The following is a 20,407-nucleotide window of genomic DNA, read 5'->3' on the forward strand; positions in this document are numbered from 1 at the left end:
CGGGAAGAACGGATAAACCTGACAAAGCGCGATATACTGTCAAAAATATTTTGACAGTAAAAGGCGTGATGATGATTAACCTACAGCGAGCGCAGATGTTTGTCGCGGTGGCCGATACCGGCAGTTTCACTGCCGCAGCCGAGGCAATGGGGCTGACAAAAGCCGTGGTCAGCTTCAATATTCGCCAGCTTGAAGATGAGCTGGGCGTTACGCTGCTGCTGCGCTCCACCCGCCGCCTGACGTTAACCGAGGCGGGCGCGCTCTTTCATCAGCGCAGCGTGGCGCTTCTGAAGGATGCGGAACGGCTGCAGGATGATGTCCGTGCGAATCATGCGGGGCTCACTGGCGAACTGCGGATCACGACGACGCCCGAGTATGGTTCACAGGTGGTGGTGCCGTTGCTGGCCAGGTTTAGCCAGCAGCACCCGGCTCTTCGCGTGCGGCATGTTTCGTCCTCCCTGCACGCCGACCTTATCTCGGAGCGCTTTGACGTAGCTATCCGGCTGGGAACGCTTGCCGATTCGCGCAACCACGCCGCGCTGATTTCGCACTTCTCGATTCTCCCCGTCGCGACGCCCGGGTGGCTCGTTAACCATCCGATCGAAACGCTTGCGCAGCTGGCCCACGCGGACTGGATTATTCACGAGCGCCTGGCCTCGCCGCTGCGCTGGCAGGTGAAGGATGCCCGCGGTGCGCCCGAAACGCTGGAGATAAAAAAAGCGCCGCGCCTGTTTGCCGACAGCGCGCAGGCTCTTATGGCCTTTGCACTTGCTGGCGGAGGCGTGGCGTTACTGCCGGAATGGCTGGCGCGCGATGCGCTTGATGCGGGAAAACTGGTCCCGGTTTTACCGGGATATACCTTTGCGCAGCAGGGCATCTATGCGGTTTATCCCGATGCCCGGCACGTGACGGCGAAGGTGCGCACGTTTATCGATTTTATGCGCACCAGCGTGAATTAATCGTGCATCATCTTTTTGATGAGCGCAGAGAACTGCTCCCGCTCGGCCTTGTTAAGACGTCCTAAAAACGCCTCATCCACCTCGTTGCCAAGCGGTTTACAGCCTGCAAGCAGGGCTTCACCTTCTGGGGTCAGGAAGACAAACCGGCGGCGCTTGTCAGCCGGATCGTGCTCGCGTTTCACCAGCCCGCGCGCCTCCATGCGGCTGAGCATCTCCGCCAGGGTCGCTTTCGTGCTGACCGCCACTTCGGTCAACGCCACCTGTTCAATACCCGGATGCTCGGCAATAGAGCGCATCACCGCATACTGTGGCTTGGTCAGTTCCGGTAAGGCATGTTGCCACTGCGCGGTATGCTGTTGAAAAAGCTGACGTAACAGGTGGAACGCCTCTTGTCTTAGTTCCATGAACACTCCGACGGAAAAAATCTCTCCCCTATGATAGCCGCTATTGCTCTCAATTTTAACGCGGCATCTTTTAGCCATTCGTGTGATCGTATGCGAACGATCTTGTCAGGTAAACGATCCTGGAGTAGCTTATTTATAATGTTCGTACACGAACAAAATATTGAGGTGATGAATGAGATTGATAGTGGGAATGACGGGGGCAACGGGCGCACCGCTGGGCGTGGCGCTGCTGCAGGCGCTGCGGGAAATGCCGGAGGTGGAGACGCATCTGGTCATGTCTAAGTGGGCAAAAACCACCATTGAGCTGGAAACGCCCTACACCGCGCAGGACGTTGCTGCCCTGGCTGACGTTGTCCACAGTCCGGCTGACCAGGCCGCCACCATCTCCTCCGGCTCGTTTCGTACCGACGGCATGATCGTCATTCCCTGCAGCATGAAAACGCTGGCGGGGATCCGCGCGGGCTACGCCGAAGGGCTGGTGGGACGCGCGGCTGACGTGGTGCTAAAAGAGGGGCGCAAGCTGGTGCTGGTTCCGCGTGAAACACCGCTCAGCACCATTCATCTTGAGAACATGCTCGCACTTTCCCGCATGGGCGTGGCGATGGTGCCGCCCATGCCTGCGTATTACAACCACCCACAAACCGCAGATGACATTACCCAGCACATCGTGACCCGCGTGCTCGATCAGTTCGGGCTGGAGCATAAAAAGGCGCGCCGCTGGAACGGGCTGCGGGAGGCGAAACATTTTTCACAGGAGAATAAAGATGGCATTTGATGATTTGAGAAGCTTCCTGCAGGCGCTCGATGAGCAAGGGCAGCTGCTGAAAATTGAGGAAGAGGTTAACGCCGAGCCCGATCTCGCGGCGGCAGCCAACGCGACCGGCCGCATTGGCGACGGCGCTCCCGCGCTGTGGTTCGACAACATTCGTGGCTTTACCGATGCCCGCGTGGTGATGAACACCATCGGCTCCTGGCAGAACCACGCCATTTCGATGGGGCTCCCTGCGAACACTCCGGTAAAAAAACAGATCGACGAATTTATCCGCCGCTGGGATAAATTTCCCGTCACGCCGGAGCGCCGCGCCAACCCGGCCTGGGCGCAGAATACGGTGGACGGTGAAGATATTAACCTGTTCGATATCCTGCCGCTGTTTCGCCTGAACGACGGTGACGGCGGTTTTTATCTCGATAAAGCGTGCGTTGTCTCGCGCGATCCGCTCGACCCGGACAACTTCGGCAAGCAGAACGTCGGGATCTACCGCATGGAAGTGAAGGGCAAGCGCAAGCTCGGCCTGCAGCCTGTTCCGATGCACGATATCGCCCTGCATCTGCAGAAGGCGGAAGAGCGCGGTGAAGACCTGCCGATTGCGATTACGCTGGGCAACGACCCGATCATCACCCTGATGGGCGCCACGCCGCTGAAATACGATCAGTCCGAGTATGAAATGGCCGGCGCGCTGCGTGAAAGCCCGTACCCGATTGCCACCGCGCCGCTGACCGGCTTCGATGTGCCGTGGGGGTCTGAAGTGATCCTGGAAGGGGTGATTGAAGGCCGCAAGCGTGAAATCGAGGGGCCATTCGGCGAGTTTACCGGACACTATTCCGGTGGCCGTAACATGACGGTGGTCCGTATCGACAAAGTCTCTTCCCGCACCAGGCCGATTTTCGAATCCCTTTACCTCGGCATGCCGTGGACCGAGATTGACTATCTGATGGGACCGGCCACCTGCGTGCCGCTCTACCAGCAGCTGAAAGCGGAATTCCCGGAAGTGCAGGCGGTGAACGCGATGTACACCCATGGTCTGCTGGCGATTATCTCCACCAAAAAACGCTACGGCGGTTTTGCCCGCGCGGTGGGTTTACGCGCCATGACCACGCCGCACGGTCTGGGCTACGTGAAGATGGTAATTATGGTGGATGAGGATGTCGATCCGTTCAACCTTCCGCAGGTGATGTGGGCGCTGTCGTCGAAAGTGAACCCGGCAGGGGATCTGGTGCAACTGCCGAACATGTCGGTCCTTGAACTCGATCCTGGCTCCAGCCCGGCGGGCATTACCGACAAACTGATTATCGATGCCACCACGCCTGTCGCGCCGGACACCCGGGGCCACTACAGCCAGCCGGTACAGGATCTGCCTGAAACCAAAGCCTGGGCTGAAAAACTGACCGCGATGCTGGCAGCACGCCAATAAGGAGGAAAAGATGATTTGTCCACGTTGTGCCGATGAGCATATTGAAGTGATGGCGACGTCGCCGGTAAAAGGGGTCTGGACCGTTTACCAGTGCCAGCATTGTTTGTATACCTGGCGTAATACTGAACCGCTGCGCCGTACCAGCCGCGAGCATTACCCGGAAGCGTTCCGCATGACGCAGAAGGATATTGACGAGGCGCCGCAGGTGCCGACGATCCCGCCGCTGCTGTAAAAAAAGTCCGGTGGCGCTGCGCTTACCGGGCCTACGGTTTTGTAGGTCGGGTAAGGCGAAGCCGCCACCCGACAAAACAGACCGCAGAAAACTAAACCAGACTCTTCAACCTGTAAATCCACTCCAGCGCCTGACGCGGCGTCAGTGAATCCGGGTCGAGGTTCTCCAGCGCTTCCACCGCAGGCGACGTCTCTTCCGCAGGCACCAACAGCGACATCTGCGTACCATCAATCTGCGTCGCCGCCGCATTCGGTGACAGGCTTTCCAGTTCACGCAGTTTCTGACGCGCGCGCTTGATCACCTCTTTCGGCACACCTGCCAGCGCCGCGACGGCCAGGCCATAGCTCTTGCTCGCCGCGCCATCCTGCACCGTGTGCATGAAGGCAATGGTATCGCCGTGCTCCAGCGCATCCAGATGAACGTTCGCAACCCCTTCCATTTTCTCCGGCAGCTGCGTCAGTTCGAAATAATGGGTGGCAAACAGCGTCATGGCCTTGATTTTATTAGCAAGGCTTTCCGCACAGGCCCATGCCAGGGACAGACCATCATAGGTTGACGTTCCGCGTCCGACTTCGTCCATTAGCACCAGACTGTGCTCCGTCGCGTTATGCAGAATGTTTGCCGTTTCGGTCATCTCGACCATGAAGGTTGAGCGTCCGCTCGCCAGATCGTCCGCAGCCCCGACGCGGGTAAAGATGCGGTCGATGGGGCCAATCTCCACGTTTTGCGCCGGGACGTAGCTGCCGATATACGCGAGCAGCGCAATAAGCGCCGTCTGACGCATATAGGTACTCTTACCGCCCATGTTCGGACCGGTAATGATCAACATTCTTCTCTGCGGTGACAGGCTTAGCGGGTTGGCGATGAACGGTTCGTTGAGTACCTGCTCTACCACCGGGTGACGGCCTTCAGTGATGCGAATGCCGGGCTTATCGGTAAAGGTCGGGCAGGTGTAGTTCAGCGTTTCAGCGCGTTCTGCCAGATTGACCAGCACGTCCAGCTCCGCCAGCGCGCTGGCGCTCTGCTGCAGGTCGCCCAGGTGCGGCATCAGCATGTCGAATAGCTCGTCATAAAGCTGTTTTTCCAGCGCCAGCGCCTTGCCTTTCGAGGTGAGGACTTTGTCTTCGTACTCTTTCAGTTCAGGAATGATGTAGCGTTCGGCGTTTTTCAACGTCTGGCGACGCACGTAGTGAATCGGCGCCAGGTGGCTCTGCCCGCGGCTAATCTGAATGTAGTAACCGTGTACCGCGTTATATCCCACTTTCAGGGTGTCGAGCCCAAGACGTTCGCGCTCGCGGATTTCCAGCTTATCGAGGTAGTCCGTCGCACCATCGGCCAGCGCGCGCCATTCGTCCAGCTCCTCGTTGTAGCCTGGGGCAATCACGCCGCCATCACGCACCAGAACCGGAGGCGCATCGATAATGGCGCGCTCCAGCAGTTCGCGAAGCTCGGTAAATTCGCCCATGGTTTCGCGGAGTTTCTGTACCGGCGAGCTGTCAACGTCACTCAGCTGCGCGCGCAGTTCCGGCAGCTGCTGGAAAGCATGACGCATCCGCGCGAGGTCGCGTGGTCGCGCTGTTCGTAGTGCCAGACGCGCAAGGATACGCTCCAGATCGCCTACCTGGCGCAGGACCGGCTGCAGTTCGGTATAGCGATCCTGCAGCGCGGCAATCGTCTGCTGACGGCAAACCAGCGTCTCGGTATTGCGGATCGGCATATGCAGCCAGCGTTTCAGCATGCGGCTGCCCATTGGCGTAACCGTACTATCGAGGACCGACGCGAGCGTATTTTCTACGCCACCCGCCAGGTTCTGCGTGATCTCCAGGTTACGGCGCGTGGCGGCATCCATGATGATGCTGTCCTGCTGGCGCTCCATGGTGATAGAGCGGATATGCGGCAGGGCGGTGCGCTGGGTATCTTTCACGTACTGCAGGAGACAACCGGCCGCACACAGCCCGCGCGGTGCGTTTTCCACGCCAAAGCCAATCAGATCGCGGGTGCCAAACTGCAGATTCAGCTGCTGGCGCGCGGTATCAATTTCGAATTCCCACAGCGGACGACGGCGCAACCCGCGACGACCTTCAATCAGCGCCATTTCGGCGAAATCTTCGGCATAGAGCAATTCTGCCGGGTTGGTGCGCTGCAGTTCGGCGGCCATCGTTTCACGGTCAGCCGGTTCACTCAGACGAAAACGTCCGGAGCTAATATCCAGCGTCGCGTAGCCAAACCCTTTACCGTCCTGCCACAGCGCTGCCAGCAGGTTATCCTGGCGCTCCTGTAACAGGGCTTCATCACTGATGGTGCCAGGCGTAACGATGCGCACGACTTTGCGTTCCACCGGGCCTTTTGAGGTCGCCGGATCGCCGATCTGTTCGCAGATGGCAACGGACTCGCCCTGATTCACCAGCTTCGCCAGGTAGTTTTCTACCGCGTGGTGCGGGATACCTGCCATAGGAATGGGCTCGCCTGCCGATGCGCCACGTTTGGTCAGCGAGATGTCGAGCAGCTGCGATGCACGCTTAGCATCGTCATAAAACAGCTCGTAAAAATCGCCCATACGGTAAAACAGCAGGATTTCCGGATGCTGTGCTTTCAGCTTCAGATACTGCTGCATCATCGGCGTATGTGCGTCGAAATTGTCGATTGTGCTCATGGAGTTATGATGTCCATTTCTTTGAAAATAAACCGTTTTGATGGGCTCAATGGCCGTTTGTTCCTTCTATTGTCGCATGAAAAAAAGGTCCGGCGCAGAAAAATGTCGTGGCTTTACGAGGCATCTTCCGCCATTAATTCGATGACAATTTTTCCATGCTCCACGCCCACCCTGACTCGGGAATGGGTCGTAAACCCCGCCTTTTCAAGCCAGTCACCTTTTAAGCTCAGCGCCGCATGTACGCTGTAGCGCTTCGGTATCTTTGTATTGCGGTCTTCATGGCGCTTTCTAAAATATCCCACTTTCAAATGGCGATAGGGTTTGCCGATCGTGAGCTCTTGCATAGGGTCTCCAGACAACACGGACAAAGGTCATTTCTGATGCTGTATAAAATACCAGTGATTGTTCGCCGGTGCAGGGCTAAAACTGGAATCAGCCTTCAGGAAACGAAATGCAACCGCTGAAATCCAGCGTTGAAAGGTGTATTATCGATGCACTTTATTATTCGGTAATCCGCTATGTCCGGTAAACGCATCTCACGAGAAAAAGAGACCATCGCGAAAATGATCGCGTTGTATGAAAAGCAGTGTCCACAGGCCTCTCAGGAGGAAGGGTATTATCAGGCGCTCAACGCGTATGCCGATAAGCGCCTGGATAAATGCGTTTTCGGTGAGGACAAGCCGGCCTGCAAGCAGTGTCCCGTACACTGCTACCAGCCTGCCAGACGTGAAGAGATGAAGCAGGTTATGCGCTGGGCAGGCCCGCGTATGTTATGGCGTCATCCTATTCTTACCGTTCGCCATCTGATGGATGACCGCCGTCCCGTGCCGGAACTGCCGGAGAAGTACCGTCCGAAAAAGTGATCGGTTCAGCGTCTCAGCGGGCGGCAAATCATCTTCAGGGCCAGCGCGCTGCAGAGCGGGAAGAGGGCCAGCAGCAGCCAGGGGTACATCGCCTGCGTTGAGGGCACCAGCGCGCGGTCCAGCAGGCTGCCAAACACCAGGTTTCCCGCCAGTACCGCTATGCCTCCGGCGGTGGCGAGTGCGCCGTAGTGCGCGCCAAGCGTGGATTCCTCCGCAAACCGAGGGATCAGATCTTTAGCCGAGGGCACCAGCAGCATTTGCCCCAGCGTCAACAGCGTCACAAAACAGACAGAAGGCAGTAAGCGCAGCCAGCCTTCCGGCGGCGTCATCGGGGCGAACGTCGCCACGCTCGCAAATGCGGCTGACAGCAGCAAAAATCCCACCGGCAGAATTCTCACCGCGCCCACGCGACGGGCGAAGCGCGCCAGCGGCAGCTGTAAGGTGATGATCAGAACGGAGGCCAGCATAAAAAGCGGGCCGAGATCTTTCTCGTTACCGCCAGAACGCTGGATTTCCACCGGAAGCGCCAGATAAAGCTGGTTATAGCTTAACAGCCACGAGCTGTAGGCAATGATAAAGGCGACAAAGCGCGGCTGGCGGAACGTTGTCCACCAGGGCTGTATTTTCAGCGTCTGTGAACGGTGGCCAGCAGCAGGCAGGCAAAAGTAGAGCACCACTAGCGCAATGATAAAGACGCCTGCTCCCGCCAGCGCCACCTGACGAAAGCCGAGGCCGGTGAGCAGAGCGCCAGCAGCCGGGCCCAGTACCGCGCCGAGCTCTCCGCAGACGGCAAAGAGCGCAAACCACTCCGCGCGGCTGCGTTTGCCTTTTGCCTCGCTGTGAGTGCCCGCTTTTGCCAGCAGTGCCTCAATTGAGGGAGAAAATAACGCGCCGCCAACGCCCGTCAGACACGCGCCCAGAATAATCGGCCACAGGGATTCCCCGAAGGCCAGCAGCAGATAGCCTGAAACACGAACAATACAGCCGCTCAGGATAATCACTTTCGCGCCAAACCGGTCCGAGAGCGCACCGCCAACGATAAACATCCCCTGTTGCGAGAAGGTACGCAGGCCCAAGATCAGCCCGATCAGTCCGCCGGAGAGCAGCATGTCGTCGCGCAGGAATATCGCCAGGAAGGGAACGACGGCGTAAAAGCCAATGTTGAAAACAAACTGGCTACCCAGTAAGACGGGCGGCCAGAGCGCGGCGGCAGGGCGAAGGGGCATCGTCGTTCACTCGCCCCTAAACGATAAAGTGGATGTGCTTTTTGCCATGGAACGGCGAGATCTCAATTTTGGTTTTGACCCGGAAGACATCCCACAATAATGACTCGGATAAGATGTCCTGCGGTGTCCCCGTCGCCACAATTTGCCCTTTCTGCATCACAATCAGCGAGTCGCAGAACATCGAGGCGTGGTTCAGATCGTGGATAGCGACAATGCTGGTGACCGGTAATTCGCTGATCAACTGCATCAGCTGCATCTGATGATGAATGTCCAGGTGGTTGGTCGGTTCGTCCAGCAGGATTTCCGTTGGGGCCTGAGCCAGCGCGCGGGCAATATGCACGCGCTGGCGCTCTCCGCCGGAGAGGCTCAGCCAGCCCTGGCCGCTTTTATCCAGCATATCCACGCGCTGCAGGGCGGCAGTGACGGTTTCGTCATCGTGGTTGCTCCAGTTGGAAAAAGCAGAGTGGTGCGGAATACGCCCGAGTTTCACCACGTCCCGCACGCGCATGTTGGCGTCCGTCATGCCGTGCTGCTCGACGAAGGCGACCCGGCGCGCCAGCTGCTTTTTGGCGATGCGGGAGATGTCCTGGCCGTCCAGGGTAACGCAGCCAGCATTCGGGCGACGAAGCCCCGCGAGGATCCGTAAAAGAGACGATTTACCGCAGCCGTTAGGGCCAAGCAGCCCTACCGTTTCGCCCCGGGAAACCTTCAGCGAGATGTTGTTAACGATGACCTTTTTGCCGACTTTCCAGGTAATATTTTCAGCGCAGATACTCATCACTTATTCCTTGAACGGTAGATAATCACGGCAAAGAAAGGCACGCCAACCAGCGCGGTGACCACGCCGACGGGCAGGCTTTGCGGCGCAATCAGCATGCGCGAGGCGATATCAGCCAGCACCATCAGGATCGCCCCTGCCAGCGCGCTGGCAATCAGCAGCGTGCGGTGCAGCGGCCCGAACAGGAAACGCATCACGTGCGGGACCACCAGCCCGACAAAGCCGATTGAGCCCGCCATGCTGACAATCGTCGCGGTAATCAGCGCGGTAGTGGTAAAGAGCGTCAGGCGCACCCACGGGACGGCAATACCTAAAGAGGCCGCAGCGTCATCACCGAACGTGAAGGCATCCAGCGCCCGGGAATAGTAGAGGCAAACGGCTAATCCAGTCAGCACCACCACCAGCGCCAGCTGGAATTCAGGCCAGCGTACGCCGCTGAAGCTGCCCAGCAGCCAGAACATCACGTCGCGCGCCTGCTGGGCGCTGGCGGAGGTGCTGATGGTGTAGGCAGTAATGGCGTTGAACAGCTGTGAGGCGGCAACGCCAGCCAGAATGGTACGTTCATTTCCCCCGCGCGCGCCGTTCGTCAGAAACGCGACAAACGCAAAGGCGGCGAACGCCCCGGCAAACGCGCCCGCAGAGAGCGACACCGCACCGGTGCCAATCCCCAATACGACGACCGACACCGCCCCGGTTGAGGCACCTGCCGACACGCCGAGCACGTAAGGTTCCGCCAGGGCGTTCTTCAGCAGGCTCTGCAATACGGCACCGCAGATGGCCAGCCCCGCGCCGCAGCAGGCCGCCACCAGCGCGCGGCTCAGGCGAAAGTCCCAGATCACGCTCTCATAGATGCGGGTGAGCGGAACCTCGGTGAGCCCCATTTTATTGCTGATGGCGTAAAACACCTTATCCAGCGGGATGGACAGCTCGCCGACGCTGACGCTCAGCGCGATCGTCAGAAATAACAGTACCAGGGCGAGCAAACCCGAGGTCGTCAGAACCAGGCTCTGCCGGGCCTGAAGAACGGCGGTTGTCATCAGTTCAGCCCCAGCTTTCTGAGCTGTTCGCCGACCTGCTCAGCCCCGTAAATCGTACGGATCGTCGGGTTCATCGCCTGGCCGTCCATCACCACGATATGGCCTTTTTTCACCGCGTCCAGCTGGCTGACCGCCGGATCGCTCTTCAGGAATTTGATTTTTTCTTCCGCGTTATCCAGCGCCCAGCGGTTGCGGTCCAGGCTGGACACCACAATGACATCCGGATTGGCGGCAATAATGCTTTCCCAACCCACGGTTGGCCATTCGGTCTCGGACGTAATGGCGTTATGGCCGCCCATCAGGCTGGCGATAAACCCGGAGGGGCTATTTTTACCGCCGACGTAGGCGTCAGCAGAAGGGGACGAACTGGAGAACCAGAAGACAAACGAAAGGTCTTTTTTACTCTTGCCGAATTCCTTACGCAGGTCGGCCTCGCGTTTTTTGAAATCGGCAATAACGGCCTGACCGCGGTCTTCAACGTTAAAGATTTTGGCGAAATCCTCAATCTCTTTATAGAGATACGTCATATCCCACAGCTTCTGGCGGCTGCCGTACATATCGCCTGTGGCTTTTTTGGTCGCGCACATGCCCGGCGACACGTAGCTGTTCACGCCCAGGGTCATCAGGTCTTCGCGTTTTGCGACCTTACTTTCAGGCCCCAGCAGCAGCGGGGACTGCGCCGGGACAAAGTCAGGATTTTGCGCAAGAACGGATTCAAGGGTCGGGATTTCGACCGTCAGGGTTTTGATTTTTGCGTTCTGCTCCGCCAGCTGCGGCAGCACTTTGGTCGGCCAGAAGGCGCTGGCCTTCACCTTATCTTCCAGGCCCAGCAGGAGCAAAATTTCGACGGTGTTCTGGCCCAGGGCCACGACGCGTTCCGGCGCTTTGGTGAACGTCTCTTTGTAGCCACAGTTTTCAATCGTCAGGGGATAGGTGGTTGCCAGAGCAGAACCGACCGACGCAATCGCTAGGCCTAACGCGCAGATGACCTTTTTCATGAAACGCTACCCTTCATTAAAATTATTATTGATGCAAATGAAACTCATTATTAAGGCGGAATTTTATACAGAGGAAACGATTTTGTGTCAATGAGGGACAATTACGCAGGGGAACAAAAGGCGGTGTCAGAAAAACACCGCCGGAATAAGGTCTTAAATGAGGCTCTCTTTATCAATCCCGAGACGCTTCATGCGTGACAGCAGGGTGGTGCGTTTTAACCCCAGTCTCTGGGCCGCACCTTTTGGCCCGGCGACCACGCCGTTGGTCTCTTTCAGCACGCGCATAATGAGCTGATATTCATCTTCTCCCTCTTTCGCTGTCTCGGCGGCGGGTGCGGTGACGTCAGGAAGCGTAACCTCAGGCAGGGAGAGTTGCAGCACGTTACCGCGCGTCAGCAGCACCGCGCGTTCGATGACGTTTTCCAGCTCGCGCACGTTGCCGGGCCATTCCATCGATGAAAGGGTGCGCAACGTCTCGGCAGGAATACTGTCGATGTTTCGCCCCATCCGGCGAGCGATCTTCGCGGTAAAGGCTTTGACCAGCAGGGGGATATCTTCCGGGCGCTCGCGCAGCGGCGGCAGGAAGAGCGGGAAGACGTTCAGACGATAGTAAAGATCGCTGCGAAACTCGCGGTCGGCGACCATTTTTTTCAGGTCACGGTTGGTGGCGGCAATCAGCCGCACGTCGGTCTGAATAAGCTTGTTGCTGCCCAGGCGCTCAAACTCCTGCTCCTGCAGGACGCGCAGCAGTTTCGGCTGTAGCTCAAGCGGCATATCGCCCACTTCGTCGAGGAACAGCGAGCTTTTGTCCGCCAGCTCAAAACGGCCCAGCCGCTGGCTGCTGGCCCCGGTGAATGCTCCGCGCTCGTGGCCGAACAGATCGCTTTCCAGCAGTCCCGCAGGCATCGCGGCGCAGTTCATCTTCACCATCCGTCGGCTGTTGCGGTTGCTCAGGTTGTGGATTGCGCGGGCTATCAGCTCTTTGCCCGTGCCGGTTTCGCCCAGAATCAGCACCGTGCTGTCGCTTTGCGCCACCATCTCAACCTGCTTAAGCACGCTGTACATAGCGTCGCTGCGCCCGATGATTTCACCAAACTCGCTGTCCACGTTGTTGAGCTGTTCGGTCAGGGCCAGGTTCTCATCCACCAGCCGCTCTTTCAGGCGATGAATTTCCTGATAGGCGAGGGCGTTATCCAGGGCAATAGAGATACGCTCGGCAATCTGGCGCAGCAGCTTCAGGTTAGCGGTGGTAAACACGCCCTCCTCGCACTGCGCCAGCTTTAGCACGCCCAGCATGGTGTTGCCGGACATCAGCGGCAGCAGGCACAGAGTCTGAATTTTATTGCCCCAGGTGTTAAACAGCATCCGCTCGTACGGCGCGACCGGGTCCTGCTCGTTCAGGTTGAGCAGAAGGATCTCTTTGCTCTTGAAGACCCGCTCGGAAAGGGTGCCCGCTTCGTCAACCTCGCTCTGCTCGTGCGCCGGGTTGGCTTCATCAAGATAGTGCGTGGAGTAGATGTTCAGCTTGCCCTTGCGATGGCCGCGCAGCGCAATGCTGATGGCGTCGATTTTGAAATAGTGGTGGATCTCTTTCGAGACTTCGCTGACCAGCTCGTCCATGTCCAGGCGGGAGAGCACGGCGTTGGTGATGGCGACCAGAATGCGGAAGTTGTCGCGCTCGCGGCTCAGCAGGTCGTAATCGACGTTATTGGTGACGCGGCTTTGGATCTGCTCCGCGACGACGGCCACAATCTGGGTAAAGGTGTGCAGGCGCTCGTATTCCGCCTCGCTCCAGGGCTGGTCGGTCGTGCGGATAAACTCGCAGCCGCCAAAAATCTGGCCCTCAGCCGCCAGCGGCAGCATGCAGTAATGCCCGAAAGGCTGATAGAGGTCGCTTTCCGCCAGCTTCGGCCACGCCTGGCGGAACTCCGCAAAGTTGCAGTGCAGCACTTCAGGCCGGGAGAGTATGCGGCGCACCGGGCCGTGCGCAAGATACGTTTCGTCTTCGTATTCAAACGTTTTGCCATTATCACGCGTCGAGTAGTAGCTCGCGCGCTGCGTTCCGCTATGCCAGAGCACAATCGCGGCGCTGTCCGCCAGCGCCGATTGCCTGACCAGCCGCGTCAGGGCATCGCTCAGCGCGCCGAGATCGGGCTGCTGTAAAAGTGTGCGCGTGATGTCAAACAGGCCCTGCTGTCCAAGATCGCTCATCGGTGTATACGGCATATTGCTTTCCAATAGAAACTGGCAAAAAAGAGATTCAGTGCTGACCGCTTTTGGCGCGGTTCTAGCAAATACGGGGTAAGGGTTCCGCATGCGGCAGATCCAGCGTCCGTTTAACGCCATACAGCCCGGCCAGGCGCACCCCTTTGCGCTCAACCACTTCACCAATCATCGCCGCCTCTTTTCCTGACGGATGAGCCCGCAACTGTTCAAGAACCGCTTCCGCTGACGCGCGTTCAACGCCAATAACCAGTTTGCCTTCGTTGGCGAAGTTAAGCGGGTCAAGGCCCAGCAGTTCGCAAAGGCCGCGAACGGCAGGCTTAACGGGCAGGCTGCGCTCGGTGAGTTCAATCCCGTATCCACAGCTTGCTGCAAATTCGTGGACCACGGCGTTCACGCCGCCTCGCGTGGCGTCCCGCAGGGCTTTCACGCCGGGAATACCCCTCAGCGTCTGGATCAGCGGGGTGAGCACCGCGCAGTCGCTGCGCAGTTCCCCGTCCAGCCCCAGACCTTCGCGCAGGTTTAGGATGGTCGCCCCGTGGCAGCCCAGCGTTCCGGTCACGATCAGCACGTCGCCCACGCTAAGCCGCTGCGCGCCCCAGTGAATATCGGCGGGGATCGCCCCCATGCCGGCGGTATTGATAAACAGCTTGTCGGCCGCGCCGCGCTGCACCACTTTGGTATCGCCGGTGACGATAGCTATCCCCGCCTCGCGCGCGGTCTGCGCCATGCTGTTGACCACTGCCGTGAGCGTCTCCATCGGTAACCCCTCTTCGAGGATAAACCCGCAGGAGAGGTAGCGCGGAATGGCGCCGCTGACCGCCACGTCGTTGGCCGTGCCGCAGACGGCGAGCTTGCCGATATCGCCGCCGGGGAAGAACAGCGGGTCAATCACGTAGCTGTCGGTGGAGAACGCCAGCCTGTCGCCCTGCGAGGTGAGGGTCGCGAGGTCAATGCGCGCCTGGTCTTCCTGTTCGGCGAGCCAGGGGTTGTTGAAGGCTTCCATAAACAGCCGGTTAATCAGCTGCTGCATCGCCTGTCCGCCGCTGCCGTGCGCCATTTCAACCGTATTCATGCTTCACTCTCCTGGTTGCGATACTGATACCACGCGGCGCACGCCCCTTCGGAGGAGACCATCAGCGCGCCAAACGCCGTTTGCGGGTTACAGGTATTGCCAAATAACGGGCATTGATGCGGTTTGCATTTACCGGTGAGCACGTCGCCGCAGCGGGCCCGGGGATCGTCGCAAACCTGCTGCGGCTGCGGGCGGAAATGCGCTTCGGCGTCGAACGCGCGATAGGCTGGCGTCAGGCGCACGCCGGATTCGGCAATCAGCCCCAGACCACGCCATTCGCTGTCGCCCTCAACGCTGAACACGTCAGCTATCGCCTGCTGCGCCCGCTCATTTCCCGCATCCGGTACCACGCGGCGGTACTGGTTTTCCACGGTACTCAGGGCCGCTATTTTCTGCTCAACCAGCATGGTGACACCTTGCAGTAGATCAAGTGGTTCGAAACCAGCGACCACTAACGGACGATTGTACTGTTCAGCGATAAAACCGTAGGCGTCTGTGCCAATTACCATGCTGACATGCCCCGGTGCCAGAAAGGCGTCAATGCCGTTTCCCGGCTCTTCCAGCAGGCTGCGCAGCGTGGGAATGAGCGTAATGTGCTGGCAGAAGAAGAAAAAATTCCCGACGCCGCGCGCTTTCGCCTGCTGCAGCGTGATGGCGGTGGCGGGCATGGTGGTTTCAAACCCCAGGCCAAAAAACACCACCTTGCGCGCGGGGTTGTCCTCCGCCAGCGTCAGGGCATCCATCGGCGAATAGACGATCCGGATGTCGGCCCCGCGCGCTTTCGCCTGCAGCAGCGAGCCGTTTTTCCCCGGCACGCGCATCGCGTCGCCAAAGGTGCAGAAAATGACGTCGGGCTGGCTGGCAATTTCAATACAGCTGTCGATGCGCCCCATCGGCAGCACGCACACCGGGCAGCCGGGGCCGTGGATAAACTCGATATTCTCCGGCAGCAGCTGGTCGAGGCCAAATTTGAAGATGGCGTGCGTGTGTCCGCCGCACACCTCCATGATCCGCAGCGGTCTCTCTTTGGTGTAGTCCAGCAGCGCCGCGCGCGTTTTCAGGTGCCCGATAAGCTGCAGCACCTGCTCGGGCGCGCGGTATTCATCAACGTAACGCATGGCTAACGCTCCTCGCCGTACAGCAGCGCGCCCACGTCAGGCTCCACGTCGAACATGTTTTGCAGGGCATCCAGCGTGTCGCGGGCTTCCGCTTCGTTAATCACGCTCATGGCAAACCCCACGTGGACGAGCACCCACTGGCCGAGACGCGATGCGCCCGTTTCATCGCTGCTGCCCACCAGCGTCAGGTCCACGTCGCGCAGGATGCCGCAGACCTCCACTTTGGCCTGGTTCCCGTCAATGGAATGGATTTGTCCCGGTACGCCTATGCACATCGTTCACTCTCCAGCCAGTTCAGCCAGGCGTCCATGCCGTCGCCGCGCGTGGCGGATACCAGCAGGATCTCAATCTCGGGATTCACTTCCCGGGCGCAGGACAGGCACTTATCCACGTCGAAGTTCAGGTACGGCAGCAGGTCGACTTTGTTCAGCAGCATGATGGAGGCGGCGGCAAACATATGCGGGTACTTCAGCGGCTTGTCTTCGCCTTCGGTCACCGAAAGCACCGCCACCTTGTGGCGTTCGCCCAGATCGAAGCTTGCCGGGCAGACCAGATTGCCGACGTTTTCAATAAACAGAATGCCGTTATGCGCCAGCGGCAGGCGCGGGGCGGCGTCGGCAATCATCTGCGCATCCAGGTGGCAGCCTTTGCCGGTATTGACCTGAATCGCCGGGGTGCCGGTTTCGCGAATGCGCGCCGCGTCGTTAACGGTTTGCTGGTCGCCTTCAATCACCGCGCAGGAGACGCGCCCGTTCAGGCGTTTGAGCGTTTCCGTTAACAGCGTGGTTTTGCCGGAGCCGGGGCTGGAGACCAGGTTCAGCACCAGCTGTTTGCGGGCGGCAAAGCGCGCGCGGTTGCGGGCGGCGATCTGGTTATTTTTGTCCAGCACGTTGATTTCCACCTCCAGCATCTGGCGCTGGCTGATGCCCGGCGCGTGGGTACCCGCTTCGCCGTGGCCGTAGTGCAGATCGCCCGCAGCGGAGCGTTGCGGGGCGAAGGTGATACCGGTTAAAGCCGCAGCAGGCCGCGGGGCAGGCGAAAAGGGCGCGGAGCGAAACGCGGAATGGGGACGGTGTTCATCCCCTTCTATATACAGGTTGCCTTCGGCGCAACCGCAGGTGCTACACATACTTTACTCCTTCTCGATTTCGAGGCGTTGGATCTGCATGCCGTCGTCCGCCACGATGCGAAGACCGGTGCTCTGACACTGCGGACAGCGCTGAACCTTTGATGACAGCAGGGTGACGTACTGCTGGCACTGCTCGCACCAGCACTCCGCCTGCTGCTCTTCGATATGGAGCTCGCAGCCTTCCGCCAGCGTGCCGCGACAAACCAGCTCAAAACAGAAATTCAGGGCGCTGGTCTCGACGCAGGAAAACGCCCCGACCTTCAGCCAGACGCCGGTGATGCGCTTCGCGTGGTTTTGCACTGCCTGCTGTTCGATAAGTTCCAGAGCCCGCTGGCAGAGGGTGATTTCGTGCATGACGCCTCCTCAATGAATTACGCCATTGAATGCAATAACGGTGCCAGCTTGATTTTTGTTAAGGCGTGACGATGTCAACGCTGTCGAAATGACACGTCGACACCGCGGCGTTGACAGCGGTTTTGTAATTAAATCTATTTAAAATCAGCAAGATAAAAACTGGCATGGAATCTGCTTAACAGCCGCTATCTCCATTAACCGGATACCTTCTATGACTATTTGGGAAATCAGCGAAAAAGCGGATTACATCGCGCAGCGTCATCAGCAGCTGCAGGACCAGTGGCACCTCTACTGCAACTCTCTGGTTCAGGGCATCACCCTCTCGAAAGCGCGTCTTCACCACGCGATGAGCTGCGCGGCGCAGGGCGACATGCGCTTCGTCCTGTTCGGCCATTTCACCATTAACGTTACCCTGGCGGATAACTTCAACAGCCACACCATTGAGTACCACCTCGAGACAAAAGACGGCGAAAAACAGTGTATTGCGAAGGCGCAGCTGATGGCCGATGGCATGGTGGACGGCCACGTCAGCAACCGCGATCGCCAGCAGGTGCTGGAGCACTATCTGGAAAAAATCGCGCCGGTCTATAACGGCCTGTACGCCGCCGTTGAGCACGATCTTCCGGTCAACCTGAAGCAGCTGATGGACGGAAACGCCTCAGCGAATGTGGCCTGACTCCTGCGTGTCGAGAAGTGTCGACAAGACAGTTTTTCGTCAAAAATGACTATCACCAGAGGATAACCCGGTGAACCGTTTTGTAATTGCTGACTCGACGGTCTGTATTGGCTGTCGAACCTGTGAGGCGGCGTGCTCGGAAACGCATCGCCTGCATGGGCTGCAGTCCATGCCGCGCCTGCACGTCATGCGTAATGAAAAAGAGTCTGCCCCGCAGCTCTGCCATCACTGTGAAGACGCCCCCTGCGCGGGTGTCTGCCCTGTGAATGCCATCACCCGCGTGGATGGCGCTGTCCAGCTGAACGAAAGCCTGTGCGTAAGCTGCAAGCTGTGCGGCATTGCCTGCCCGTTCGGCGCGATTGAATTTTCCGGCAGCCGTCCGCTGCATATTCCGGCGAACGCCAACTCGCCAAAAGCCCCACCCGCGCCACCGGCTCCGGCACGCGTAAGTACGCTGCTGGACTGGGTGCCCGGCATCCGTGCCGTTGCGGTGAAATGCGACCTGTGCAGCTTCGATGAGCAGGGCCCGGCCTGCGTGCGCACCTGCCCGACTAAGGCGTTGATTCTGGTTAACATTCGCGACATCGCCCGTACCAGCAAGCGTAAACGCGAGCTGACCATCAACAGTGATTTTGGCGACCTTTCTCTGCTACAGGCGCTTAACGAGGGGGCGAAATGAACGCGGCGATGATGATTACCAGCGCGGTAGCCTGTTTTGCTGCCGCCGCTGTTCTGGCGCTGATCTTCTCATTCCATAAAACCCTGAGCGGCGCGATCGCCGGGATCGGCGGGGCGGTTGCTAGCCTGATGACGCTGGCGGCAGGCGGCGTTGTCCTGCTCGGCGGCCAGTCCGCAGAGGCCGTGATGCCGCTGATTCGCCACACGGTTGAGATCACGCCGCTGAACGCCATCTGGCTGGTGACGTTTGGCCTGTGCGGGCTGTTTATCAGCCTGTTCAATATCGACTGGCACCGCCATCCGCACGCCAGGGCTAACGGCCTGCTGGTTAACCTGCTGATGGCGGCGGCGGTCTGCACCGTTATTGCCAGCAACCTCGGCGCGCTGGTGGTGATGGCGGAAATCATGGCGCTGTGCGGCGTGTTCCTGACGGGCTGCAGCGCCTCCGGCAAGCTGTGGTTTGCGCTGGGACGCCTCGGGACGCTGCTGCTGACGCTGGCCTGCTGGCTGGTGTGGCACCGCTTCGGCACGCTGGACTTCGCTGCGCTCAACGGCCATCCGCTGGGGAACGACGTCTGGCTGCTGGGCGTGATCGGCTTTGGCCTGCTCGCCGGGATTATCCCGCTGCACGGCTGGGTGCCGCAGGCGCATGCGAATGCCTCCGCGCCCGCCGCCGCGCTGTTTTCTGCGGTGGTGATGAAAGTGGGTCTGTTCGGGATTCTGGCGATTACGCTGACCGGCGGACAACCGCCGCTGTGGTGGGGCGTCGTGCTGCTGGTCGCCGGAATGATTACCGCGTTCGTCGGCGGCCTGTACGCGCTGATGGAGCACAATATCCAGCGCCTGCTGGCGTACCACACCCTGGAAAATATCGGCATTATCCTGCTCGGTATTGGCGCGGGCGTGACCGGGCTAGCGCTCAATCATCCGGCGCTGATTGCCGCCGGGTTTATCGGCGGTCTTTATCACCTCGTCAACCACAGCCTGTTTAAAAGCACTCTGTTCCTCGGCGCGGGCAGCGTCTGGTTCCGCACCGGTCATCGGGATATCGAAAAGCTGGGCGGGATTGGCAAAAAGATGCCGGTGATTTCGCTGGCGATGCTGGTCGGGCTGATGGCAATGGCCGCGCTGCCGCCGCTGAACGGCTTTGCCGGGGAGTGGGTGATCTATCAGTCCTTCTTCGCGCTCGGCCAGAGCGACGCATTTATCGCACACCTGCTCGGCCCGCTGCTGGCGGTCGGTCTGGCGATTACCGGGGCGCTGGCGGTGATGTGTATGGCGAAAGTCTACGGCGTGACCTTCCTCGGCGCGGCGCGCACCCGCGAAGCGGAAAACGCCTGCTGCGCACCCTTGTTGATGGGCATCAGCGTGGTCGCGCTGGCGCTGTGCTGCATCGCGGGCGGCGTCGCCGCGCCGTGGCTGCTGCCGCTGCTGGGCAACGCCATTCCGCTGCCGCTGACCGTGGCGAATACCACCGTCTCTCAGCCCATGATCGCGCTGCTGCTGATTGGCGCACCGCTGCTGCCGCTCGTCCTGATGCTGTTCTTCAAACGCGACCGACTCGCCTCCCGCTCGCGCGGTGCGGCGTGGGCCTGCGGCTACGAACACGAACAGTCGATGGTCATCACCGCCCACGGTTTCGCCATGCCGGTGAAGGAGAACTTCGCCGCCGTGCTGAAGCTGCGCCACTGGCTGAACCCGGTAGGCTGGGTACCCGGCTGGCAGAGCGCCGCCGCACCCGCGCTGTTCCGCAGTCTGGCGGTCATCGAGCTGGCGGTGCTGGTGGTCATTGTGATTTCACGAGGAGCCTGA

At 59.4% G+C, this 20,407-nt stretch carries 21 protein-coding genes; 8 read left to right on the forward strand and 13 right to left on the reverse strand.

What is annotated here, in order from left to right:
* The first annotated feature begins 71 nt into the window (after nt 1-71).
* The gene (locus AC27FC_RS19230; protein WP_196355036.1) at nt 72-959 is read left to right on the forward strand and encodes a LysR family transcriptional regulator; all 888 of its coding nucleotides are present in this window, start codon (nt 72-74) and stop codon (nt 957-959) included.
* Here AC27FC_RS19230 and AC27FC_RS19235 read toward each other — a convergent pair.
* Entirely contained in the window at nt 956-1,363 is a 408-nt protein-coding gene (locus AC27FC_RS19235) for a MarR family winged helix-turn-helix transcriptional regulator (RefSeq protein WP_033146401.1), read from the reverse strand. The genes AC27FC_RS19230 and AC27FC_RS19235 overlap by 4 nt on opposite strands.
* 172 nt (nt 1,364-1,535) lie before the next feature.
* Here AC27FC_RS19235 and AC27FC_RS19240 point away from each other — a divergent pair, with 172 nt between their 5' ends.
* From AC27FC_RS19240 to AC27FC_RS19250, 3 genes are read left to right on the forward strand one after another with little or no spacing between them, the layout of a single operon-like run.
* Entirely contained in the window at nt 1,536-2,138 is a 603-nt protein-coding gene (locus AC27FC_RS19240) for a non-oxidative hydroxyarylic acid decarboxylases subunit B (RefSeq protein WP_008499595.1), read from the forward strand.
* Entirely contained in the window at nt 2,128-3,555 is a 1,428-nt protein-coding gene (locus AC27FC_RS19245) for a non-oxidative hydroxyarylic acid decarboxylases subunit C (RefSeq protein ID WP_094934808.1), read from the forward strand. The genes AC27FC_RS19240 and AC27FC_RS19245 overlap by 11 nt, the downstream gene beginning before the upstream one ends.
* A 10-nt stretch (nt 3,556-3,565) precedes the next feature.
* Nucleotides 3,566-3,787, forward strand: coding sequence for a non-oxidative hydroxyarylic acid decarboxylases subunit D (locus AC27FC_RS19250; protein WP_033146398.1), 222 nt, complete (start codon nt 3,566-3,568; stop codon nt 3,785-3,787).
* 91 nt (nt 3,788-3,878) lie between these two features.
* Here the strand turns inward: AC27FC_RS19250 and mutS are convergent, their stop codons facing one another.
* Together mutS and AC27FC_RS19260 are read right to left on the reverse strand one after the other, a co-directional pair.
* Nucleotides 3,879-6,440: a DNA mismatch repair protein MutS gene (gene mutS / locus AC27FC_RS19255; RefSeq protein ID WP_094934807.1), complete on the reverse strand. Its 2,562-nt coding sequence runs from the start codon at nt 6,438-6,440 to the stop codon at nt 3,879-3,881.
* Nucleotides 6,441-6,553: 113 nt separating this feature from the next.
* The gene (locus AC27FC_RS19260; RefSeq protein WP_023333217.1) at nt 6,554-6,784 is read right to left on the reverse strand and encodes a SymE family type I addiction module toxin; all 231 of its coding nucleotides are present in this window, start codon (nt 6,782-6,784) and stop codon (nt 6,554-6,556) included.
* Nucleotides 6,785-6,958: 174 nt separating this feature from the next.
* Between AC27FC_RS19260 and AC27FC_RS19265 the strand changes: the two genes are divergently transcribed.
* Complete coding sequence (locus AC27FC_RS19265) at nt 6,959-7,303, forward strand: nitrous oxide-stimulated promoter family protein (protein ID WP_094934806.1); 345 nt, start codon at nt 6,959-6,961, stop codon at nt 7,301-7,303.
* Between the two features lie 5 nt (nt 7,304-7,308).
* On the opposite strand, the gene AC27FC_RS19270 is transcribed toward AC27FC_RS19265, so the two are convergent.
* The 10 genes from AC27FC_RS19270 to hypA all read right to left on the reverse strand — a co-directional run bounded on the left by AC27FC_RS19270 (nt 7,309) and on the right by hypA (nt 17,241).
* Nucleotides 7,309-8,529, reverse strand: coding sequence for an MDR family MFS transporter (locus tag AC27FC_RS19270; protein ID WP_094934805.1), 1,221 nt, complete (start codon nt 8,527-8,529; stop codon nt 7,309-7,311).
* A 16-nt stretch (nt 8,530-8,545) separates the two neighbouring features.
* On the reverse strand, nt 8,546-9,307 hold the full coding sequence (eitC, locus tag AC27FC_RS19275; protein WP_094934804.1) for a siderophore ABC transporter ATP-binding protein EitC: 762 nt from the start codon (nt 9,305-9,307) through the stop codon (nt 8,546-8,548).
* Nucleotides 9,307-10,344 carry a FecCD family ABC transporter permease gene (locus AC27FC_RS19280; protein ID WP_048979267.1) on the reverse strand — a complete coding sequence of 346 codons (1,038 nt, stop codon included), beginning with the start codon at nt 10,342-10,344 and terminating at the stop codon, nt 9,307-9,309. Before AC27FC_RS19280 ends, eitC begins: the two co-directional genes overlap by 1 nt.
* A complete protein-coding gene (gene eitA, locus AC27FC_RS19285; RefSeq protein ID WP_039263373.1) occupies nt 10,344-11,342 on the reverse strand; it encodes a siderophore ABC transporter substrate-binding protein EitA in 999 nt (332 codons plus the stop codon). The genes AC27FC_RS19280 and eitA overlap by 1 nt, the downstream gene beginning before the upstream one ends.
* A gap of 153 nt (nt 11,343-11,495) precedes the next feature.
* Nucleotides 11,496-13,568, reverse strand: coding sequence for a formate hydrogenlyase transcriptional activator FlhA (flhA, locus tag AC27FC_RS19290; RefSeq protein ID WP_454543942.1), 2,073 nt, complete (start codon nt 13,566-13,568; stop codon nt 11,496-11,498).
* 61 nt (nt 13,569-13,629) lie between these two features.
* On the reverse strand, nt 13,630-14,640 hold the full coding sequence (gene hypE / locus AC27FC_RS19295) for a hydrogenase expression/formation protein HypE (protein WP_196355009.1): 1,011 nt from the start codon (nt 14,638-14,640) through the stop codon (nt 13,630-13,632).
* Nucleotides 14,637-15,758, reverse strand: a complete 1,122-nt coding sequence (gene hypD, locus AC27FC_RS19300; protein ID WP_039263377.1) for a hydrogenase formation protein HypD — start codon at nt 15,756-15,758, stop codon at nt 14,637-14,639. Before hypD ends, hypE begins: the two co-directional genes overlap by 4 nt.
* A 2-nt stretch (nt 15,759-15,760) precedes the next feature.
* On the reverse strand, nt 15,761-16,033 hold the full coding sequence (locus tag AC27FC_RS19305) for a HypC/HybG/HupF family hydrogenase formation chaperone (protein WP_023308975.1): 273 nt from the start codon (nt 16,031-16,033) through the stop codon (nt 15,761-15,763).
* Nucleotides 16,024-16,887 (reverse strand): hydrogenase nickel incorporation protein HypB, encoded by an 864-nt coding sequence (gene hypB, locus AC27FC_RS19310; protein ID WP_094934800.1) that lies wholly within the window; start codon nt 16,885-16,887, stop codon nt 16,024-16,026. Before hypB ends, AC27FC_RS19305 begins: the two co-directional genes overlap by 10 nt.
* Nucleotides 16,888-16,890: 3 nt before the next feature.
* Nucleotides 16,891-17,241: a hydrogenase maturation nickel metallochaperone HypA gene (gene hypA, locus AC27FC_RS19315; RefSeq protein ID WP_094934799.1), complete on the reverse strand. Its 351-nt coding sequence runs from the start codon at nt 17,239-17,241 to the stop codon at nt 16,891-16,893.
* Nucleotides 17,242-17,452: 211 nt separating this feature from the next.
* Here hypA and hycA point away from each other — a divergent pair, with 211 nt between their 5' ends.
* The 3 genes from hycA to hycC all read left to right on the forward strand — a co-directional run bounded on the left by hycA (nt 17,453) and on the right by hycC (nt 20,407).
* A complete protein-coding gene (gene hycA, locus AC27FC_RS19320; RefSeq protein ID WP_029739532.1) occupies nt 17,453-17,917 on the forward strand; it encodes a formate hydrogenlyase regulator HycA in 465 nt (154 codons plus the stop codon).
* A gap of 70 nt (nt 17,918-17,987) precedes the next feature.
* Complete coding sequence (locus AC27FC_RS19325; RefSeq protein WP_023308971.1) at nt 17,988-18,596, forward strand: 4Fe-4S dicluster domain-containing protein; 609 nt, start codon at nt 17,988-17,990, stop codon at nt 18,594-18,596.
* Nucleotides 18,593-20,407 carry a formate hydrogenlyase subunit 3 gene (gene hycC, locus AC27FC_RS19330; RefSeq protein ID WP_487160261.1) on the forward strand — a complete coding sequence of 605 codons (1,815 nt, stop codon included), beginning with the start codon at nt 18,593-18,595 and terminating at the stop codon, nt 20,405-20,407. Before AC27FC_RS19325 ends, hycC begins: the two co-directional genes overlap by 4 nt.

It is taken from the genome of Enterobacter sp. C3_dUdeg, assembly GCF_057536195.1.

Bases quoted from the DNA above. Each gene is read 5' to 3' on its own strand.
- AC27FC_RS19280 (WP_048979267.1), bottom strand. From the start codon at position 10,344: ATGACAACCGCCGTTCTTCAGGCCCGGCAGAGCCTGGTTCTGACGACC.
- AC27FC_RS19230 (WP_196355036.1), top strand. From the start codon at position 72: ATGATTAACCTACAGCGAGCGCAGATGTTTGTCGCGGTGGCCGATACC.
- hypB (WP_094934800.1), bottom strand. From the start codon at position 16,887: ATGTGTAGCACCTGCGGTTGCGCCGAAGGCAACCTGTATATAGAAGGG.
- eitA (WP_039263373.1), bottom strand. From the start codon at position 11,342: ATGAAAAAGGTCATCTGCGCGTTAGGCCTAGCGATTGCGTCGGTCGGT.
- AC27FC_RS19250 (WP_033146398.1), top strand. From the start codon at position 3,566: ATGATTTGTCCACGTTGTGCCGATGAGCATATTGAAGTGATGGCGACG.
- eitC (WP_094934804.1), bottom strand. From the start codon at position 9,307: ATGAGTATCTGCGCTGAAAATATTACCTGGAAAGTCGGCAAAAAGGTC.
- AC27FC_RS19270 (WP_094934805.1), bottom strand. From the start codon at position 8,529: ATGCCCCTTCGCCCTGCCGCCGCGCTCTGGCCGCCCGTCTTACTGGGT.
- AC27FC_RS19235 (WP_033146401.1), bottom strand. From the start codon at position 1,363: ATGGAACTAAGACAAGAGGCGTTCCACCTGTTACGTCAGCTTTTTCAA.
- AC27FC_RS19245 (WP_094934808.1), top strand. From the start codon at position 2,128: ATGGCATTTGATGATTTGAGAAGCTTCCTGCAGGCGCTCGATGAGCAA.
- hypE (WP_196355009.1), bottom strand. From the start codon at position 14,640: ATGAATACGGTTGAAATGGCGCACGGCAGCGGCGGACAGGCGATGCAG.
- hypA (WP_094934799.1), bottom strand. From the start codon at position 17,241: ATGCACGAAATCACCCTCTGCCAGCGGGCTCTGGAACTTATCGAACAG.
- AC27FC_RS19265 (WP_094934806.1), top strand. From the start codon at position 6,959: ATGTCCGGTAAACGCATCTCACGAGAAAAAGAGACCATCGCGAAAATG.
- hypD (WP_039263377.1), bottom strand. From the start codon at position 15,758: ATGCGTTACGTTGATGAATACCGCGCGCCCGAGCAGGTGCTGCAGCTT.
- hycC (WP_487160261.1), top strand. From the start codon at position 18,593: ATGAACGCGGCGATGATGATTACCAGCGCGGTAGCCTGTTTTGCTGCC.
- AC27FC_RS19240 (WP_008499595.1), top strand. From the start codon at position 1,536: ATGAGATTGATAGTGGGAATGACGGGGGCAACGGGCGCACCGCTGGGC.
- AC27FC_RS19260 (WP_023333217.1), bottom strand. From the start codon at position 6,784: ATGCAAGAGCTCACGATCGGCAAACCCTATCGCCATTTGAAAGTGGGA.
- AC27FC_RS19305 (WP_023308975.1), bottom strand. From the start codon at position 16,033: ATGTGCATAGGCGTACCGGGACAAATCCATTCCATTGACGGGAACCAG.
- flhA (WP_454543942.1), bottom strand. From the start codon at position 13,568: ATGCCGTATACACCGATGAGCGATCTTGGACAGCAGGGCCTGTTTGAC.
- mutS (WP_094934807.1), bottom strand. From the start codon at position 6,440: ATGAGCACAATCGACAATTTCGACGCACATACGCCGATGATGCAGCAG.
- hycA (WP_029739532.1), top strand. From the start codon at position 17,453: ATGACTATTTGGGAAATCAGCGAAAAAGCGGATTACATCGCGCAGCGT.